This window comes from Ruegeria sp. B11 (assembly GCF_056539785.1).
Window position 1 is genome coordinate 121000 of sequence record NZ_JBQFVO010000006.1, and the last position, 15563, is coordinate 136562.

Sequence of the window (15563 nt, forward strand, 5' to 3'; positions counted from 1 at the left end):
CTCAGGCCGCTAGACGTGGCCCGGTCAACGCGGGCCACATCGCAACCAGATACAAGACGATGGCGCAGATCCACAGCCCATCTGAGGCCAGCATCGCAACCAGATATCCCTGGTCAAACGCCGACCCGATCCAGCGCAAAACTGCGGCTGCCGCCATCAAACCGTAAGCGATCGCCATGGGTGGCGGGGCCACGAGGGCACGGCCACTATGGCCAAGGGCGGCCCGACTCATCACGGCAAGGGTCATGCCGCCGACGCAACCAATGCCCAGAACATGCAGCGCCCCGATCTCGCTGCCGAACCCCTGCACTGCCAGCCCCCACAGGATCAGGCCCAGCGCCAGCATGCCCAGCCCCAGATGCAACGCGATCAGGATCGGCTGCCGCAGTGCCCAGCGTGCGCGCCAACGTGCCATGCGCAGGATCTGAGCAACGCCAAGCATCAGCGCGATAGCGCCTGATACAGGTCCGATTCCAAAGACGAGCACGCTCAGCGGCAGTGACAGTGCAAGCCCCATGGCGGCTTTATCAAACGCTCCTACCGAAATAGGCCAGTTGGATTCGGGCTCTCCCGCGCGTTTCATCGCATTTCGGGTGAAAGCTGGCGTAATGCGCCCACCAAGTATCGCGATTAGGCTGCAAAGCGTCAGCAACCCCGCCCGCAATCCGATGTCCAGCGTATCGCTGGTCGCACCGATCCACTCTAAATGGGTTAACAAGTTGGCAATCCAGATCGCACTGAGCAGCAAAAGGAATACCATGTTCTGCGGTTTGGGGCGTCGGATCAGCTGAGTAGCAATCTTTGCCGCCAGAATTGGAACAAAGACCAGATCGAACACAGCGACCAGAACAGGCGGCAGCGCACCGGAGAACCACATCGCTACCCGCCCGGCCAACCAGAGACCTGCAGCCAGCATGATGAACCGGGCGCGCGCCTCTGGGGTCCCGGTCCAGTTGGGAACAGCCGTCAGAAAAAACCCGCCCAGAGCTGCTGTGGCATAGCCAAAGATCATCTCATGCGCGTGCCACATTGGGGGACTCATGGAATAGGTTGGGTCTTCGTATCCGACCAACCCGGTCTGCGTCATCAACCAAAAACCCCACGCGCCTCCCGCGAACAGACCAAAAAGTCCGGCGGACAGGAAAAAGATGCGAAACCCCTCGCCCAATACGCGCGCGATCACTGCCGACATGCCTGTTCTCCTCGGCCTCAATGGCTGTTGGAACAGGTTTAGCAAGGCCGACCAGCGATGGACTTAACCGAAATCAAGCATCCGAAAAACATGTCCCTGAAACTCAGGTTTTCCCTTTGTTTTATGGCTCATTCCTGCCCCTCAATTTCCAGTTTGCACCCCTTCCGTTGACTTTCGTCAAGGATGACAAAGCCGTGATGTTTCACCCTAGGACCTGCCTCACCAGCAAATGGAGAGTGATCATGTCACTTGGAATCAGCTACAACAGAACTGGCCGCGCCTTAGGGGTCGGTTTGGCAATGTTGCTGGGCAGCGTCGCTGCGCCAGTCTTTGCCGAAGAGCCAACCCTGAGCAAGGAAGCCTTTGAATCATCAAAACAACTTTACTTTGAGCGCTGCGCCGGTTGTCACGGTGTGTTGCGCAAAGGGGCAACCGGCAAAAGCCTTGAGCCTCTGGTTGAAACGAAGAATGACGATGGTACCGTAACCGAGTCGGGCACCCTGAAACTGGGGCAGGAGCGGCTGGAAAAAATCATCGCATGGGGCACCGAAGGCGGGATGAACAACTTCTCGGACGTGATGTCCGAAGAAGAAATCCGCGATATGGCGACTTACATCCAGATGGAGCCACCCCAACCGCCAGAAATGTCGCTTGAGCAGATGATGGCGACCCGCAAGGTCTATGTCGAACCCGAAGACTACCCGACCGAGCCGCTGCATGGCCGCAACTGGGAAAACTTCTTCGTGGTCATCGAGCGTGACGTGGGCAAGGTGGCCGTGATCGACGGTGACACCAAGGAAGTGCTGGCGCATATCCCGACCGGTTATGCGGTGCACGTCCTGAAAGCGTCCGAGCACCATAAACTGGAAGAACCCGAAAATCCGGGCCGCTTCTGGTACACCATGGGCCGTGACGGCAAGATGACCAAGATCGACCTGTGGCAGAAGCCTGAAAACATGCTGGTTGCCGAGGTTACCATTGGTTACGACGCCCGCGACGTGGCCGTATCGGGCGATGGTAAATACGTCATCGGTGGCGCCTATTGGCCCCCTCATTTCGCCATCGTCGACGCCGAAACCATGGAGCCGAAAAAGGTTGTCTCGACCCGGGGTTACAACGTGGACGGGGATTATGTGGAAGAGGCCCGCGTGGCCGCCATCTACACCACCCCGAACGAGCCCACATGGATCGTGGCCGTCAAGGAGCTCGGTCAGCTTTGGCAGGTGGACTACTCCGATCTGGACAACCTGCGTATCGACAAGATCGACAGCGCAAAGTTCCTGCATGACGGGTTCTTTGATCCGACCGGCCGTTATTTCCAGATCGCCGCAAACGCGTCGAACAAGATGGTCGTGGTCGATACCGAGACTCATAAGCTGGAAGCTATGATCGATACCGCGCCGCTGCCGCACCCCGGCCCGGGCGCCAACTGGGATGACCCGAATTGCGGTCCTGTTGCCGGTACGACCCACTTGGGCGAAGGCACGGTTACCGTTTGGGGCAACGACCCCGAAGGCCGCCCGGACGATGCCTGGAAGGTCTGCTATGAGGTGGAAACCGACGGACCCGGTCTATTCATCCGGACCCATCCGAACTCGGACTACATCTGGGCCGACCAGACCAAGCACCCCGAGCCTGAGATCCAGCAATCGGTGCAGGTCATCGACAAAGCAACCGGTGAGATCGTGAAAACGATCCAGATCACAGAAGAGGAAGGAAACGTCGCCGTCCACTTCGAGTTCAACCAAGACGGATCCGAGGTCTGGGTGTCCAAGTGGAACCGCTCGACCTCGAAAGAGCCAAATGGTGAGATCGTGATCTTCGACGCCAAGACGCTGGAAGAGATCGGCCGCGTGAAGGGACTGTTTGCACCCACCGGCAAGTTCAACGTCTACAACCGTTCGAACCACGTCACCTGACGGGTTTTGTACTCAGCACCGGAAAGGGCGGGCCCCTCGCCCGCCCTTTCCTCGTTTGACTCATCAGCCAAATCCACAGGCCTGACATCCAGGGCCAGAAAAAGAAGCCAAAACGGAGACCGGATATGACCTCCGAACCGGAAAAGAAAAAACCAATCTGGCGCCGGTATTTCCTGTGGGGAATGCCCGTGGCCGGGATCGCTGCGGCCTTTGCCGCCGGCATCATCTTCTGGGGCGGGTTCAACACCGCTATGGAAGCTACCAACACCAAGGAATTCTGCGTCTCGTGCCACGAGATGCGAGATTTCGTTTACGAGGAATACACCGGCACGATCCACGACGTGAACCGTTCGGGGGTGGGCGCGGTCTGTTCCGACTGCCACGTGCCCAAGGACTGGACCCACAAGATCATCCGCAAGATCAAGGCGTCCAAAGAACTGTATGGCAAGGTGGTCGGCACCATCAACACCCGCGAAAAGTTTGAAGCCAAGCGCGTACATCTGGCTATGAACGAATGGGAGCGGATGAAATCCACGGACTCGCGCGAGTGCCGCAACTGCCATGACTTCGAGTCGATGATGCCCGAGTTCCAGAAACCCCGCGCCCGTCAGCAGCACCTGAACGCGATGACCGTCGGTCAGACCTGTATTGACTGCCACAAGGGGATTGCGCACTCGGACGCCCGCGACCGGGCCGACGAAGAGTATCTGGAAAAGCTTGAAGCGCCGAACCCAGATTTCATTCGCGAAATCCCGGCCGAATATCTGGCCAGTCTCGAGCGGATCGAAGCCAAAGAAGCCGCCGATGCCGAGGCTGAGAAAGCCGCGCGTGTAGCCCAGCAAGAGGCTGTTCAGGCCCAGATCGCAGCAGCGGTTGACGCAGCCGTCGCGGAAGAGCGTGCCAAAGCTTCTGGCGAAGATGCCGCAGCCCCGGCAGGTGGCGGCAGCGATGTTGGCACAAATATCGATTGGGCCGCTGTCCCCGGTGCAGATATGAAACTGTTCTATCCCGGTCAGGCCTCGTTTGAATGGGTTCAGAATGGCAGATCCCACGGCGGAGCACGTCCTTTGACCAAGGGCGGAGACAAGTGCACCACCTGTCACGCTGCCGAACTGGACGCGATCGGCAACAAGATCGTGGCCGGTGGGGATCTGGAACCAACCCCGATCCCGGGCAAACGTGGTGTGATCGATGCGACCGTGCAAGCCGCTCATGATGATGAGACCCTGTATATCCGTCTGCAATGGCCGGATGCGGGCCACAACCCCGCCCCCTTTGTCGATGGCGGCAAGATGGACCCGGACAACCAGATCAAGGTGGCCATGATGATCACCGGCACTGGGATTGAGCTGGGCGATCAGGTCGGCTGCTGGGCCTCGTGCCACGCGGACAACTCCTATATGCCCTTTGACCCGGGTGCCGAGGCGATTGCCGCAAATGGCTATGTCTCGGGTCGGCTGAGCACGCAGGACACTGTGACCAAATACATCAGCGAAAGCCGCACCGAGGTCGAGATCAAAGGCCGCCGCGGTAAGGCGCTGGGTGGCTGGGACAAGCTGCAGGCCGCCGATCAGATCGAGCAGTATCTGGCCGATGGCACCTATCTGGATCTGATGCGCGTCTACGCGGACGGCAGCGCCACCAACGGCTATCTGCTGGAACAGCGCGTGGTCAATGACGGTGAGATCGCCGCCTCGGCCAGCCTTGATGCAGGTATGTGGACCGTGGTCTTCACGCGCCCATTGAACTCGGGCGCAGCTGGTGACGTGCCGCTGGAGGCCGGTCAGACCTATACGGTGGGCTTTGCCATCCACGATGACTTTGCCGCCGCACGGTTCCACCACGTGACGCTGGATACCAGCCTGGCATTGGACGACGACAACGCCTTTATCAACGTCCTCAAACAATAAGGAAGAGGGGCCGGGCGATCCGGCCCCTTCCGCTTAAAAGAGGAGACTTGGACAATGAAACCCAAACACCTTCTCCCTGCGCTGCTGCTTCTGGCCGCGCCCGCATGGGCAGAGGACACCGCCGCGCTGTGTGCCGAAGCCGAAGAGCGCTATGTCGAGCTGTTCGGTCAGCCCTCCTCCGCCGTTGAGGATGCCGATGTGGTGCTGATGTACAAATACACGTTCTGCCCAGCCGAGCTAACCGTGAAACTGGGCACAACCGTGCGCTGGGTGAATGTCGATAAGCGCACCAGTCACTCGGTACTGCTAAAAGACGGCAGCGAGCCCGAAAGCGATCGTCTGTTTCCTGAGGAGACGGTTGACCTGACCTTCCTCTCCCCGGGTCCGCAGGACTATCTGTGTGGCCCGCATTGGGAGACACAGAACATGATCGGCATGATCACCGTCGAACCCTGAGCCGAGGCAATCATACAGGCAAGCCGAAAGGAGCGCGGGGCAATTCCCGCGCTCCTTAACTTTAGTCAAGGAGGTTCCTTTCCGATTACGCCAGTCTGGCCGCATGACACGCCCGGCTCACCCAGCAACGTCCCCTGATCGCGCAGGAATTCCGGGCTCCGAAGACATTCAGACCAAGCGAGTTTGCACATGAGCGGTAAGGTTTTTCTGATTGGCGCAGGCCCCGGTGACCCCGAACTGATGACCCTGCGCGCGCTGCGGATGCTGCAAGAGGCGGACGTGGTGGTCTATGACCGTCTGGTCTCGGCCGATATCCTCAATCTGCACGCTGATGGCGCACGGCTGATCCCGGTTGGGAAGGCCCCCAAGTGTCATACCGTGCCGCAGGATCGCATCAACGAAATCCTCGTCGAGGAAGCCAGCGCCGGTCACACCGTTGCTCGCCTCAAGGGGGGTGACCCGATGATCTTCGGACGCGGCTCGGAAGAGGCCGCGCACCTGATGGCAAACGGAATCCCAGTCGAATACGCGCCAGGCATTACCGCAGCGCAGGGGGCATCCTGTTCGACAGGCGTGCCGCTGACCCATCGCGGGTTGGCGACATCGGTGCAATATGTCACCGGGCACCGACAGGCCGACAAGGTGTTGGATCTGGATTGGAAACGTCTGGCCGACCCGGACTCGACCTTGGTCGTCTATATGGGCGTCGCCAATATCGGCCAGATCGCCATGGGACTGATGACTGAGAACCTGCCCGGCTCAACTCCGGTTTTGGCGGTAGGCAAAGCGACCACACCTGATGAGCGCCGGATGGTATCCCGGCTGGATCGGCTGGCCTCTGATGTGCGCAAGGCCGGGCTAAAGGCGCCCACGCTGTTCATCATCGGCAAGGTAGTTTCACTTTATGCAGAACGGCCTGTGGCCGACCTTTTGGAGCAGGCGCATGGCTAAGTTCGGTTCCAGAAGGCCGGCACAGCAACCGGCTGTGAGAGGACGCAAAGGATGGGCAGCACGTGCGGTTCTCACTTCCGCAGTGCTTGTTGCCACCACGGCCTTCGCTGCTGACACGCTTGACCCCAACGCACTGAAGCGTCTTGTCCATCAGGACTGCGGCTCTTGCCACGGGCTGTCGCTGAAAGGTGGTCTCGGCCCTGATCTGAGATCCGAGACTCTGGAGCACTACGACGCGGACGTTCTGACCGGCGTGATCCTCGACGGCATCCCCGACACCGCGATGCCCCCATGGCGGCCTCTGATCAGCGAAGAAGAGGCCGAATGGATCGCCCGTTACCTGCTGGCACAGGAGGCACAATGAAACAGCTCATCCTTACCCTCGCCGCCACCCTTATGATGACCACCGCCCAGGCTGAACCCACGGCGACCGGCGACCTAGGACTTGTGATCGAACGCGCCAAGGGCTCGGTTCTTCTGGTGGACCAATCCGACCGCGCAGCGCTGGCGCGGATCGAAGGTCTGGGCGATCTGTCCCATGCCTCGCTGGTCTATTCACCCGATGAACGCTTTGCCTATGTATTTGGACGAGACGGCGGCCTGACTAAGGTGGATATCGTCACCCGCCAGATCGTGAACCGGGTCGTGCAGGCGGGCAACGCCATTGGCGGTGCCATTTCGGATGACGGCGAGCTGGTCGCTGTATCGAATTATGAACCTGGCGGTGTGCGCGTCTTCGATGCGGACACGCTAGAGATGGTCGCGGACATTCCTACCGACAGCAAAACCATCGGATTGGTCGATGCACCCGGCCGCCGGTTTGTTTTTACCATGTGGGACACGGGCGAGACCTGGATTGCTGATTTCTCCAACGGCGCACCCGCGATCACCAAGATCCCCGACATAGGCAAGAATCCTTACGACGCGCTGATCACCGCAAATGGCCGCACCTATATCACCGGCTTGTTTGGCGAGGATGGCCTGACCGCGCTGGACCTTTGGGCCGAGACGCCCGAACCCATCCGCGTGCTGCCCAACTATGGGCGCGGGCAAGAAGAAATGCCGGTCTACAAGATGCCTCATCTGGAAGGCTGGGCGCTGACCGGGCGCGAGTTCGTACTGCCCGCCGTCGGCCATCACGAGGTGCTGTGGATCGACGCCGACACTCTGACCGAGACCGGACGTACGCAGACCCATGGTCAGCCGGTCTTTGCCATGGCCCGTCCTGACGGGCGGCAGGTTTGGGTGAACTTTGCCCACCCTCTGAACGACACCATTCAGGTTATTGATTCTGTGACCAAGGAGATCATTCACGAATTCAAACCCGGCCCTGCCGTACTGCATATGGAGTTCACTCCGCGAGGGCATGAGGTCTGGATCAGCGTGCGCGACGCCAACAAGGTTATGGTCTACGACACGCAAACGTTTGAAAAACTGCGCGAGATCGACGCCGACAGGCCATCCGGCATTTTCTTCACCGCCCGTGCGCACAGAATGGGGCTTTGACATGCAACACATCACCGATCCCATCGACCGTCGTTTGCTGGACGAGTTTCAGCGCGACTTTCCGATAACAGAGCGTCCGTTTCAGGTGTTGGCGTCTTTGCTAGGGCTGGACGAAGCCGAGGTGATTGATCGCCTAACTCGCATGCAGGCCACCGGGCGGATTACACGCGTGGGTGCCACCATCGCTCCGGGCGCGGTTTCGGCCAGCACCTTGGCCGCTGTTGCGGCCCCCGAACATCGGTTGGAAGAGATTGCAGCCCTGATCGACGCCGAACCGGGCGTGAACCACAACTACCAGCGGGAGGATGACTGGAACCTCTGGTTCGTCGCAACCGGCCCGGATCGCACCCATGTCGATGACACCCTTGCACGGATATCGCAGCGTTCCGGACTGCGGGTTCTGGACCTGCGCCTCGTACGTCCATTCAACGTCGATTTGGGCTTCCGTATGTCGGGAAAAACACGCAATGTTCCTGGCCTTCGTAAGGTGGATCGCTCAGCCATGCAGCCCGGAGATCGCGAGTTGCTGCAGGCGCTCAGCTCGGGCCTGACCCTGACAGAGATTCCTTATGCCGCATTGGCACAAACGCTGGGCAGAGATGATTCCAACGTAATGGGACGTATCGAAGCGCTGCAAACAGCAGGCATAATCTCTCGTCTCGGGGTTATCGTGCGCCACCGGGCACTCGGCTGGTCAGCCAATGCGATGGTTGTTTGGGACATGCCGCCCGAACAGGTGGACACGGCTGGACCGGCGCTGGCGGCCTATCCCGGCGTGACGCTTTGCTATGAGCGCAACCCGGTCAAGGATGTCTGGCCCTATCGCCTCTATTCCATGATCCATGCACGCTCGCGCCCCGAAGCGATGGAGGTTCTGGCCGCAGCCGCCGCTCTGCCCGAACTGGCAGGCGCACGGAACAAAGTGCTGTTCTCGACCCGTTGTTTCAAACAGACCGGCGCGTTGATCCAACCGAAAGAGGCAGCAGCATGACTATGGACGCAACCGACCGCGTAATCCTGAACCGGATGCAGGATGACCTGCCGCTGACCGCGCATCCCTTTGCCAGTGTAGCTCAGGAACTTGGGATTCCCGAAGACGAACTCCTAACCCGTCTCGCACGAATGAAAGAGCAGCGGATCATCACACGTTTCGGCCCGTTTTTCGACGCCGCTGCAATGGGTGGAGCGTTCTGCCTGTGCGCCATGGCCGTGCCAGAGGATGTATTCGAAACCGTCCTGACCAAAGTCAATGCGCACGCCGAGGTTGCCCATAATTATGAGCGTACGCACCGGCTGAACATGTGGTTCGTGCTGGCCACCGAAACGCCTGAGGGGATCGAGGCCGCCGCTGATGCGATCGAACGGGAAACGGGGATCGAAGTTCTCCGTTTCCCCAAACTACAGGAATTTTTCATCGGCTTCCGGGTGGCAGCATGATCGACGTTCAGGACAGAGAGATTATCGAAGCGCTGCAAAGCGGTCTGCCGCTTGTGCCTGCGCCTTACGCAGCCGTTGCCGAAAAGCTTGGGTTGGACGAGGATGCCCTTTTGTATCGTCTGGCGGAGCTGAAATCCCATGGTGTTATCCGCCGCATCGCCGCCGCTCCGAACCACTACAAGCTGGGGATGACGGCAAACGGGATGACTGTTTGGGATGTAGACGACAGCCAGATTGCGGAATTGGGCACTCAGATCGGGGCGCTGCCCTTTGTCACCCACTGCTACGAACGTCCCCGCGCCCTGCCCGATTGGCCATATAACCTGTTCGCCATGGTCCACGGTTCTGACCGGGACGAGGTCGAGGAAAAACGCGCCGAGATCACCGCCATTCTGGGCGAGGCCTGCCGGGCCAAGGACATCCTTTATTCCACGCGCATCCTGAAGAAGACAGGGCTGCGGTTGAAAAAGAAAGGCTGAGACATGTTCCGCCTGACTGAATACATGCAGCAGCTCGTCAAACCGACACCGGTGCGCAGACGCCGTCCCGGCCCGGTGAAGCCGGTAGTGATCTGGAACCTGACGCGGCGCTGCAATCTGAAATGCCGCCACTGTTACACCGTTTCAGCAGATGTCGCGTTCCCCGGTGAGCTCAGTCACGAGCAAGCCATGGTAACCCTTGAGGATCTGGGCCAATTCCGCGTCCCGGCCCTGATCCTCTCGGGTGGGGAACCGCTGGACCGGTTCGATTTCTTCGACATCGCCAAACGCGCCCGCGATCTGGTGCCGATGCTGGCACTGTCGACCAACGGTACGCGGATTTACGACGAAACCGCCGACATGATCGCCGACGTGGGCTTCAACTATGTCGGCATTTCGCTGGACGGGATCGGGGCCACAAATGACTGGTTCCGGGGCGTCGAAGGCGCCTTTGCCGACGCCCTGCGCGGTGTTCGCGAATGTAAGAAGCGCGGCATCAAAGTGGGTCTGCGGTTCTGCCTGACCGAGGGCACACAGCACCACCTGCCTGACCTGCTGCAACTGTGCGACGACGAGGGTGTCGACAAGTTCTACCTGTCTCACCTCGTCTATGCCGGGCGCGGTGACAAGAACCGAGGCGAGGATGCCGAGCATTTGCGCACCCGTAAGGGTTTGGATTTGTTGTTGGAACGCGCGTGGGAAGCCGTCTCAGGCGGTCGTCCGCTGGATATCGTGACTGGCAATAACGATGCCGATGCCGGGTATTTCCTGAACTGGGTCCGGACGCATTTCGACGACGACAAAGCCGCCCATGTGCGCGAGCATCTGGCGGCGTGGGGTGGGAACTCGAGCGGGCTGGGCGTGGCCAATATCGACAACCTCGGCCGCGTGCATCCCGATACCTATTGGTCCGATTACACTGTTGGCAATGTGAAGACCAAATCGTTTTCGGAACTCTGGACCAGCGATGACCCGATGCTCGCCATGCTGCGTACCCGTCCGCGTCCTTTGAAGGGGCGTTGCGGGGCTTGTCAGTTAAAGGATGTCTGCGGCGGCAACACCCGCATCCGTGCCTTGCAACTGACCGGCGACCCGTGGGCCGAGGACCCGGCCTGCTATCTATCAAACGAAGAAATCGGCGTGCAGGGCGCAGGCGAGCGTTTGCAGGTCACGCCGTTCCGAGGGAAAAGCCATGATCCGGCGCATCAATTCTTTTGACACCTTGAAAATCGGCACATTCTGCTCGCTGCTGCTGACCGGCGCAGCTTGGGCTGATGCACCTTCGGATTATGCCGAATTCTGTGCCTCATGCCATGGTGAAAGCCGTCTGGGTGGAGTCGGTCCGGCGCTGATCCCCGAGACGTTGAAACGGATGCGTGGGCCACGCGTGGCGGCGGTGATTGCCGAAGGGCGTACGGCCACCCAGATGCCTGCGTTTTCGCACGAGTTGGACGCGTTGCAGATCGAGGAACTGGCGGGATGGTTGAAATCTCCGCTGGAGACCGATCCCGAATGGGGCGAGGCCGATATCATGGCCAGCCGGACTCTGGATGATGAGTACGTATCGGTTGACGCGCCTGTCTGGGACAGCGACCCGATGAACATCACGCTGGTGGTGGAAACAGGCGATCATCATGTCAGTGTGCTGGACGGCGATACGTTCGAGGTTCTGGATCGGTTCGAAACCCCGTTCGCCGTGCATGGTGGGCCGAAGTTCAGCCCCGATGGGCGCTATGTCTTCATCATGTCGCGCGATGGCTGGGTGCAGAAATATGATATCTGGGCGCTGAAACAGGTGGGCCGCGTGCGCGCGGGGTTAAACAGCCGCAACATCGCCATGTCGGGTGACGGCAAATGGGTGGCGGTAGCGAACTATTTACCGAACTCGCTGACCCTGCTGTCGACAGAGGACTTGTCGGTCGCGAAAGTCATTGAAGTCAAAAGCAAAAAGGGCGTTCCCAGCCGTGTTTCCGCCGTTTATCAGGCACCACCGCGCGAAAGCTTTGTTCTGGCGCTGAAGGATGTCCCCGAGATTTGGGAGGTGTTCTACGGGGCCAACCCGCCGCAATCCGGTATTGGCCACGATTTCCGCATCGAGGGGCAGTTCAAGAACCCTGACCCGTTCCCCGTGCGCAAGATCACCACGCCTGATTACCTGGACGATTTCTTTTTCGATCAGAGTTATGAATACGTTATGGGCGCCTCGCGTGATGGCAAGGGCGGGCAGGTGATTGATCTGGTGATCGGTCATAAGATCGCAGATCTGGACCTGCCGGGGATGCCTCACTTAGGTTCGGGGATCACCTGGCAGCAGGGCGACACCACCGTGATGGCTACGCCGCATCTGACCGATGGCACGGTCTCGGTGATCGACATGGGAACATGGGAAACCGTCAAGCGGATCAAAACCGAAGGGCCAGGATTTTTCATGCGCAGCCATGAGAATTCGCCTTATGTCTGGGCCGATGTGTTCTTTGGGCCGAACAAGGACGCGATGCATGTGATCGACAAGCAAAGCCTTGAAATCGTAAAGACTTTGCGCCCCGCGCCGGGCAAAACCGTGGCGCATGTAGAATTCACCAAGGATGGCAGTCACGCGCTGGTTTCGATCTGGGAAGATGACGGCGCGGTGATCGTCTATGACGCGCAAACGCTGGAAGAGGTCCGCCGCCTGCCGATGCGCAAACCGTCTGGGAAGTACAATGTCTGGAACAAAATCACCTTCTCGGAAGGCACCAGCCACTGAAGGCAAATGGCCGGTCTGGAAGCTGGCCATCCTGCTTTATCCGGCCACGGCTCTGACCGTGGCCATCAACCTGTTTCTGGCTGGGCTGATCCTGCACAGCGCGGGGTTTGGTGCCATTGAACCAGTACCTGCGATCTTATGGTCCATCCCCTTGGGCGTGCCCGCCTCATGGCTGGCAGGGCGCTGGGTGCGTGGCCTGATGGATGAGGCAGACGATTGATTTGAAAAGAAAATCAGAAATTTGCTTCACCTAACCTAAGTCAAGTCGCGACTCGGTAGAATCCAATACCCCAAAGGCATAGCTTTCCGAGTCGGAGACTCCATGCCTGCCCTGATCCCTCTGCACAATCTCCCTGTACGCGCAACTCGCGCGGCATGTGGGTTGGCAGGCATATTCCTTCTGTTGTTGCAGGCCTTTGGACCGGTGCTGGCGAGTCCCGGTGAAAGTGTCTGGATGGAGATCTGCTCGGAAGGCGGCGCGGTCTGGGTTGAAGTTGATCTTGAGGAGGACACCGAAGACCCGACCGCGTACTGCCCAAAATGCGCCGATTGCGCGCTGTGCGCTGTCACCAGTGCAGCGCCCGCACCCGAGCTGGTGCAGATACCGCAAATCGGAAACTTCCGTGTTGTACAGCTTCAGAACAGCAAATCTTCCATGTTGTACAAGTCGCATAAGCTGTGGCCCGAAACCCGGGGACCTCCGCGCCCGACCCAAGAAACTGCTGAACGCGCCCTGCGCGCGTCCATGGCGTCCACCCTAAGTATCGGAGGTGCGCCGTGGTCGTAAGTCGCGCAATCCATATAGTGCTGGCCCTTGCCCTGTCCTGCCTGATGGCGATTAGTGCCCATGCCGACAGCCTCGCCAGCTTCCTGCCCGAGATTGAACCCGCCGATCTGGCCCCCGGTGCTGATGCCATTGGGCCGGTCCGCGATGACGTTCCGGTTGCACCCGTTCTGAAGGCCGGCGAGACCGTTGCCTGGGCCTTCCTAACCTCTGACTTCGTTGGCACCACCGGCTATTCAGGCAAACCGATCCATGTGGTCGCCGCCATCGATGATCAAGCGGTGCTGACCGGTGTGCAACTGGTCAAACACTCGGAGCCTATCGTTCTGATTGGCATCCCCAACGCGCGCATGGTTGAGCTGACCGAAGGCTATGCCGGTCTGGACTTGAAGGTTGAGGCTGAAACCGGCGGTGAGGGGCATGACCTCGATATCATCTCGGGGGCCACCGTCACGATCATGGTGATTGATGACAGTCTTGTGCGCGGCGGCATCAAGGTGGCGCGGGCGCTGGGGTTGGGCGGTTTGTCTCCGCTGCAGGCCGATGGGCCGAAACGCGAAGTCGATCTGGCGCAGGATGCGGTATACGACTGGACCACCCTGTCCGGCAACGGCTCGGTCCGGCGACTAACGTTGGATATCGGGCAGGTCAACGCTGCGTTCGAAGCCACCGGAGATCAGCGCGCCATCAAACGCCCTGAACCCGGCGAACCAGATGACACCTATATTGATATGCATATGGCGTTGGTATCCGTGCCGTCGATCGGCAAGTCGCTGCTGGGTGAGGCCGAATATCAAAACATGGTCGACTGGCTGGACGAAGGCGAGCAGGCCATTCTGGTGCTGGGGCGTGGGGCCTACAGCTTCAAGGGATCGGGCTATGTCCGGGGCGGGATTTTCGACCGGATTCAGTTGATCCAAGGCGACAATTCGGTGCGATTCTTCGACAAGCAGCAGCGCCGGTTGGGCAAGGTTGCGGCACCCGATGCCCCAAGCTTCACGGAATTGGACATCTTCAAGATCCCCGCTGAGGCCGAGTTTGATCCGGCCGAGCCCTTCCGCCTGCAACTGTTGGCGCAGCGGGCTGTAGGCGCGGTTGAGAAGACCTTTCTGACCTTCGATCTGGGCTACAAACTGCCCGAGCAGTATCTGCTGCCCGTTGCAGCGCCAGTAGTTGTCGATGACGCCACCGGCGAGGCGGCAGCCAAGGCCGCGCTTTGGAAACGCATCTGGAAGGACCGCACGGTTGAGATCGGGGTGCTGGGCGTCATGCTTTTGGTGCTGACGGCGACATTCTTCTTCCAGTTCCACGCCACCATGAACGCCCGCGTCTTCTATTGGTTCCGCATCGGATACCTGACCATGACGCTGTTCTTCATCGGCTGGTACGCCAATGCGCAGCTGAGCGTGGTGAACCTGATGGCGCTGGCAGGCAGCTTGCGCACCGGCTTCTCCTGGGATGCCTTCTTGCTGGACCCGTTGGTCTTCATCCAATGGTTCGCTGTCGCTGCCGCGCTGCTGTTCTGGGGTCGGGGTGCTTATTGCGGCTGGCTGTGCCCGTTTGGCGCGCTGCAGGAACTGACCAACAAGATCGCGCGGGCCTTCAAGGTGCCGCAATGGACTCTGCCCTGGGGCCTGAATGAGCGGCTCTGGCCCGCGAAATACATGATCTTCCTCGTGCTGTTCGGGATCAGTTTTGTCTCGATCCCGCTGGCTGAAACCTATGCCGAGGTCGAGCCGTTCAAGACCGCGATCATTCTGAAGTTCATGCGCGACTGGCCCTTCGTGGTCTTTGCGCTGACCCTGCTGGGGATCGGGCTGTTCATCGAACGGTTCTATTGCCGCTATCTCTGCCCCTTGGGTGGTGCGCTGGCGATCCCTGCCCGTATCCGCATGTTCGACTGGCTGCGCCGCTACAAGGATTGCGGCACCCCCTGTCAGACCTGCGCCAACGAATGCCCCGTTCAGGCGATCCACCCCACCGGTGAGATCAATCCGAACGAGTGCGTCACCTGCCTGCATTGTCAGGTGCTCTACCAGTCCGAGGACAAATGTCCCGTCGTTATCCGCCAGTTGAAACGGCGGGCCAAGACAGGGTCGGTTCAACCGAAAACCCCCCTCGGACAACCACCGGCGAACCATCCGAACGCCAAACCGCAAACCGTTTCCTAAAAAGGAGGAACG

At 59.7% G+C, this 15563-nt stretch carries 15 protein-coding genes; 14 read left to right on the plus strand and 1 reads right to left on the minus strand.

Annotation, left to right across the window (positions count from 1 at the left end):
* Position 1 precedes the first annotated feature (1 nt).
* On the minus strand, positions 2–1192 hold the full coding sequence (locus tag ACR0I1_RS17900) for an NnrS family protein (protein WP_480707447.1): 1191 nt from the start codon (positions 1190–1192) through the stop codon (positions 2–4).
* 242 nt (positions 1193–1434) lie between these two features.
* Between ACR0I1_RS17900 and ACR0I1_RS17905 the strand changes: the two genes are divergently transcribed.
* The 14 genes from ACR0I1_RS17905 to ACR0I1_RS17970 all read left to right on the plus strand — a co-directional run bounded on the left by ACR0I1_RS17905 (position 1435) and on the right by ACR0I1_RS17970 (position 15551).
* A complete protein-coding gene (locus tag ACR0I1_RS17905; protein WP_480571905.1) occupies positions 1435–3111 on the plus strand; it encodes a cytochrome D1 domain-containing protein in 1677 nt (558 codons plus the stop codon).
* Positions 3112–3236: 125 nt separating this feature from the next.
* Complete coding sequence (locus tag ACR0I1_RS17910; RefSeq protein ID WP_480707448.1) at positions 3237–5021, plus strand: NapC/NirT family cytochrome c; 1785 nt, start codon at positions 3237–3239, stop codon at positions 5019–5021.
* A 54-nt stretch (positions 5022–5075) separates the two neighbouring features.
* The gene (locus tag ACR0I1_RS17915; protein WP_480707449.1) at positions 5076–5477 is read left to right on the plus strand and encodes a cupredoxin domain-containing protein; all 402 of its coding nucleotides are present in this window, start codon (positions 5076–5078) and stop codon (positions 5475–5477) included.
* A gap of 189 nt (positions 5478–5666) precedes the next feature.
* Positions 5667–6428 (plus strand): uroporphyrinogen-III C-methyltransferase, encoded by a 762-nt coding sequence (cobA, locus tag ACR0I1_RS17920; protein ID WP_170398137.1) that lies wholly within the window; start codon positions 5667–5669, stop codon positions 6426–6428.
* Positions 6421–6792, plus strand: a complete 372-nt coding sequence (locus ACR0I1_RS17925; protein WP_480459890.1) for a c-type cytochrome — start codon at positions 6421–6423, stop codon at positions 6790–6792. Before cobA ends, ACR0I1_RS17925 begins: the two co-directional genes overlap by 8 nt.
* The gene (locus ACR0I1_RS17930) at positions 6789–7934 is read left to right on the plus strand and encodes a cytochrome D1 domain-containing protein (RefSeq protein WP_480707450.1); all 1146 of its coding nucleotides are present in this window, start codon (positions 6789–6791) and stop codon (positions 7932–7934) included. The genes ACR0I1_RS17925 and ACR0I1_RS17930 overlap by 4 nt, the downstream gene beginning before the upstream one ends.
* A gap of 1 nt (position 7935) precedes the next feature.
* Positions 7936–8925 (plus strand): siroheme decarboxylase subunit beta, encoded by a 990-nt coding sequence (gene ahbB, locus ACR0I1_RS17935; RefSeq protein ID WP_480707451.1) that lies wholly within the window; start codon positions 7936–7938, stop codon positions 8923–8925.
* Positions 8922–9371, plus strand: coding sequence for an Lrp/AsnC family transcriptional regulator (locus ACR0I1_RS17940; RefSeq protein ID WP_480707452.1), 450 nt, complete (start codon positions 8922–8924; stop codon positions 9369–9371). Before ahbB (ACR0I1_RS17935) ends, ACR0I1_RS17940 begins: the two co-directional genes overlap by 4 nt.
* On the plus strand, positions 9368–9850 hold the full coding sequence (gene ahbB / locus ACR0I1_RS17945) for a siroheme decarboxylase subunit beta (protein ID WP_170398124.1): 483 nt from the start codon (positions 9368–9370) through the stop codon (positions 9848–9850). The genes ACR0I1_RS17940 and ahbB (ACR0I1_RS17945) overlap by 4 nt, the downstream gene beginning before the upstream one ends.
* 3 nt (positions 9851–9853) lie before the next feature.
* Positions 9854–11068 (plus strand): heme d1 biosynthesis radical SAM protein NirJ, encoded by a 1215-nt coding sequence (gene nirJ / locus ACR0I1_RS17950; protein ID WP_480562906.1) that lies wholly within the window; start codon positions 9854–9856, stop codon positions 11066–11068.
* Complete coding sequence (locus ACR0I1_RS17955; protein WP_480707453.1) at positions 11043–12596, plus strand: cytochrome D1 domain-containing protein; 1554 nt, start codon at positions 11043–11045, stop codon at positions 12594–12596. Before nirJ ends, ACR0I1_RS17955 begins: the two co-directional genes overlap by 26 nt.
* On the plus strand, positions 12553–12816 hold the full coding sequence (locus ACR0I1_RS17960; protein ID WP_170398115.1) for a hypothetical protein: 264 nt from the start codon (positions 12553–12555) through the stop codon (positions 12814–12816). The genes ACR0I1_RS17955 and ACR0I1_RS17960 overlap by 44 nt, the downstream gene beginning before the upstream one ends.
* A 102-nt stretch (positions 12817–12918) precedes the next feature.
* Positions 12919–13383 (plus strand): DUF2946 family protein, encoded by a 465-nt coding sequence (locus ACR0I1_RS17965; protein ID WP_170737087.1) that lies wholly within the window; start codon positions 12919–12921, stop codon positions 13381–13383.
* Positions 13384–13427: 44 nt separating this feature from the next.
* Positions 13428–15551, plus strand: a complete 2124-nt coding sequence (locus ACR0I1_RS17970) for a 4Fe-4S binding protein (protein WP_480707489.1) — start codon at positions 13428–13430, stop codon at positions 15549–15551.
* Positions 15552–15563 lie beyond the last annotated feature (12 nt).